The 3,378-nt window shown below is 70.8% G+C and carries 3 protein-coding genes; all 3 read right to left on the bottom strand.

The genetic code is table 11. The features are described 5' to 3' along the window. Positions 1-1,781, bottom strand: a 1,781-nt coding sequence (locus ACK42S_RS16675) for a hypothetical protein (protein ID WP_409710168.1), incomplete at its 3' end; no start/stop codon positions are given. A gap of 10 nt (positions 1,782-1,791) precedes the next feature. Then, positions 1,792-2,307, bottom strand: a complete 516-nt coding sequence (locus ACK42S_RS16670; RefSeq protein ID WP_409710165.1) for an AraC family transcriptional regulator — start codon at positions 2,305-2,307, stop codon at positions 1,792-1,794. A 48-nt stretch (positions 2,308-2,355) separates the two neighbouring features. After that, a partial coding sequence (locus tag ACK42S_RS16665; RefSeq protein ID WP_409710162.1) for a DUF3570 domain-containing protein occupies positions 2,356-3,378 on the bottom strand: 1,023 nt, incomplete at its 5' end.

Here is a 3,378-nt window from a genome sequence, read left to right as displayed (position 1 = left end):
CGGCTGAGTGCGGCCACGCGCGGGGCCAGGGCCTCGATGCGCGCCCCCAGGGCCGGGAGGCGGCCTTCGAAGGCGGCAAAGCGCGCAGGCTCGTCGCGTTGGGCCTGGGCCAGGGCCGCCTCACGCGCCTGCGCCTGGGCGAGCTGCTCATCGACGCTGCGCTGGGCCTTGCGCGCTTCCCACAGGCGCACGGGGTAGTCTTCGTCCAGCCGCCAGCGCAAGACCCCTTCGGCCAGGCGATGGCGCTCGCGCAAGGATGCAGCCTCGGGCACATCGCCCAGCCGCGCGAGGGTCTCGCGCACGCGGGCCAGGCGCTCCAGCAGCTCGCGCTCCTTGGGCGTGGCCAGCGCAGCGGCATCGCGTTGCGCGATCACGCGCTCGAGCTCGGCCTGCACGGCCTCGCGCCGGCGCGCCAGCGCGGCCACGCCGGTTTCGCTTTCGCGGGCGGCGGCGCGGATGCGCGGCAGCCGGTCGGCAAAGGCCTGTTGGCGGTGTTCGAGGATGTCGCGGAAGGCGGCGAGCTTGTCGCGCCACTGGGCCAGTTGGTGGGCCAGGAACTGCAGGTCGCGGTAGTTCTTGAAGGCTTCCTGGAACTCGTGGCGGGCCAGCACCCGGGCCAGGTGGCGGCCATGCGGCATCTGCGGCAGCTCGCGCAGTTGCCAGAACCAGCCCATCTCGACGCCGGGGTTGAGCGACATCAGCCCTTCGACGAGCTTGCCGGCGCGGATGGCGGCGATGGATTCGTCCAGCGCGGCGTGCTCGCGCTCGTAGGCGGCGATCGCGTCCTGGTAGCCCTGCAGCGCCAGGCCAAAGGCGCCGAGCTCGGCCTGGGCATGGGGCACGGCGATGCGCGCTTCGAGCACGGCAGCATCGTCGCTCTCGCGGCCGGCCAACTCCATCCAGGGCACCAGGGCCTCGCGGGGCTGGCCGAGCGCGGCGGCGGCCCAGCCGAAACCCAGCAAGGCCTGGTTCGACTGCGGGCCGTGCAGGCGCACGCGCTCCAGGTACTGGCGCGCCTGCCGGGGCTGCTCGGCCTGCAGCGCGGCCAAGCCCAGGGCGACGTTGGCGCGGTCGCGCAGCACGCGGTATTCCTCGCTGTAGGCGCCGGCCTGGCCGATCTCATCCAGCCAGGGGGTGCCGGCCTCGACCTCGTGGTTGCGGATGAGGGCCACGCCGAGGTTGTAGCGCGCATAGGCCCCACGCATCGCGGGCTCGGGGTCGTTGCGGCGGGCCCGGGCGCGGCTTTCCTCGACCTGCGCGCGCAGCAGCGCGGCGGCCTGCGCGTAGTGCCCGCGGGCCATCAGCACCTGGGCGCGCAGCAGGGCATGGTCTTCGTGGAACTCGGCGGGCAGCTCGCTGCCGATGCGATCCAACGCGGCCTGGGCCTGGTCGAGGTGACCGCGCTGGTAGCGGATCTTGGCCAGGTAGTACCAGGCGCGGTCGCGCACCGCAGGGCGGGCGCCTTGTGCGATGAGGGTGTCGAAGATGCGCCCGGCCTCGCGGTGCAGACCATACGACAACAGCAGGCCGCCGCGCAGGATCTCGGCCTCGTCGGCGTGCTGGGGCATCCGCCCGAAATGCTGCGAGACCATCAGCGAGCCCAGCGCGCTGAAGTACCGGTCCTGGAAGAAATGGAAGAGCCCGTCACCGTAATGCGGGTCTTTCACCGGGCCGGGGCCGCGGGTGGTCTGCGCGGCGGCCCCCAGGCTGAGCATGGCCGCCGCCAGGCCGGTGCACAGCACGCGGCGCCAGGAACGGGAGGCCAGAGGTCGAAGACGCATGGACCGGTCCTTACTGCCAGACCTTCACATGGAACTCGGGCTGCAGCTTGCCGGCGGAATCCTGGATGCGCAGCTCGATGTAGGTCGGGTCGGCGCCCTTGTCGAACTTCACGGTGGCGCCGCGCCGGTAGTCGCGCTGGTGCGGGCCGCCGCCGGTGAAGATGGCCACCAGTTCATGGGTGCCGGTGCGCAGGTTGCCCAGGTACAGGCGCTGCACGCCGCCGCGGTGCAGAGCCTGCACTTCGGCCGGCGTGTACAGATGGCTGGCCACGAGCTTGTCGCCCAGCCGGATCTGCACCGACTCCAGCTCGAAGAGCTTGCCCACGTCCATCGAGACGAACACCGCCACCTGGGTGCTGGCCGGAAAGAGCAACTCCTCTTCCAGCACCAGCAGGTCGCGGTTGAGCTGGATGAGGTCGTTCTTGAGCGTCTGCACGCGCTCGTCCAGCGAGGCAGCCGGGGCAGGAGCGGCGCTGGGGTTGGCCCAGGCCAGGCCGGCTGCCAGGCCGAGGGCAGCGACCAGCAAGCGAAGGAGGTGTCGGTACGGCAGGGTGGCTCTCATGGGCGCGCTCGGTCAGAAGGTGGCCGACAGGTAGACCTGGAAGACATTGGCGTTGTACGAGTACGGCCGGCCGGTGCGGATGTCGGTGAAGTCCTTGAAGTCGTACAGCTTGTACTCGTAGGCCGCATGGGCCTTGAGCTCGTACTGTCCGGGAACCCGTCTGGCGCGGTAGCTCAGCTTCACCCCCACGGACGGCGAAGTGAAGGTGCTGAGCTGGCGGTTGCGCGAGATGTAGGTGGTCTCGGCCGTGGCGTTGTCGCTGTAGAACAGGGCCTTGGACTGGCTGTGGTAGCGCACGAAGCCGTCCACCAGGGTGTCCTCGCGCACGTAGCGGCTGTAGCCCAGTTCCACGGTGTGGGCCGTGATGTCCCAGGTGTCCCAGAAGTAGCGGTACTCCGCATGCACGGCGGCCTCGCTGCCGATGGCGCCGGTGAGGCGGCCCTTGATCGCGCGGCTGGTGCGCGTGCGCGGGTGGCGCTCGGGCACGGCCGCGCCGAAGACGCGCGCCACGCGATACGGGTTGCCGAGAAAGCCGCTGTCGGACACCGCCTCGGCGTTGAGGCTGGCCATCCAGCGCGGCGAGAGGATCTGGGTGACGCCCAGCCGGTAGCGCCAGTGCAGGGCCTCGTCGAAGAAGCCCATGTCGGAGCGGCCCACCTTGTCCCAGGCGCGGGTGAAGCCCAGGCTCACGGTGGTCATGCCGCCGAACACGTCCTGCGACACGTCGATCCCCAGCGAGTTGGCCTCGTAGTCGGGCTCGGTGCTGCGCGTGGTGGACAGCGACATCAGCGAGTCGCGGTAGACGTAGTCCAGGCCCAGGCCGTACTCGGTGCGGCGCTCGGAGTAGGGGCTGGCGGTGGTGACCACGTCGATGGAGGCATTGCTCACCGCATCGACGTTGTAGAAGGCCGAGAACGAGTAGCGGTCGGCCAGGCTCTTGCGCACCAGCAGCGCCGGGCCGTAGGCGCGGGTGCCGCCGCCGTCGTAGAGGTGGTACAGGGCCTCGGCCTTGTCCTCGGGCAGGGTCGCGGCCTG

Source organism: Caldimonas sp. (assembly GCF_046289365.1).
Lineage (GTDB): Bacteria > Pseudomonadota > Gammaproteobacteria > Burkholderiales > Burkholderiaceae_C > Caldimonas.
This window is presented reverse-complemented; position numbering and strand designations above follow the sequence as displayed.